Source organism: Monashia sp. HAY1-2A (genome assembly GCF_056755315.1).
Genome location: NZ_JBNDHY010000331.1, coordinates 1 through 450, shown reverse-complemented (window position 1 = coordinate 450; position 450 = coordinate 1). Strand labels below are relative to the sequence as shown.

The window sequence follows — 450 nt, the reverse complement described above, 5'->3', positions numbered from 1 at the left end:
CCCTATATATTCAGGTGCGGGTGACTGGACTTGCCTCCAGCCGGGTTTCCCCATTCGGAAATCCTCGGATCACAGCCTGGTTATCGGCTACCCGAGGCTTATCGCAGATTCCTACGTCCTTCTTCGGTTCCTGGTGCCAAGGCATCCACCGTGTGCCCTTAAAAACTTGAGCCACAAAGATGCTCGCGTCCACTGTGTAGTTCTCAAAACACAACCGGCACCCACCACCACCCATGCACCAGCATCGGATCGGGCGGGCCCACACCCAGAAGAAACAGCGCACCCACCACCAGCGCACGCGACTGCGCGCCGGCGTTGGGGTCTGATCCCTCAGGACCCAACAACGTGCCAGACACCCACCCGAACCCGCGCCGCGTTCCACTCCCTCAGATCCTCGCGGACCGTCACCGGGTTGTACTAGCGAGCCACCGGCTCGACCAGGTGCCAACT

1 rRNA gene is annotated in these 450 nt (G+C 61.1%); it reads right to left on the bottom strand.

Annotation, left to right across the window (positions count from 1 at the left end):
- Window positions 1–172: ribosomal RNA gene (locus ACPYOM_RS22160) — 23S ribosomal RNA — on the bottom strand; the annotation flags it as partial.
- Window positions 173–450 lie beyond the last annotated feature (278 nt).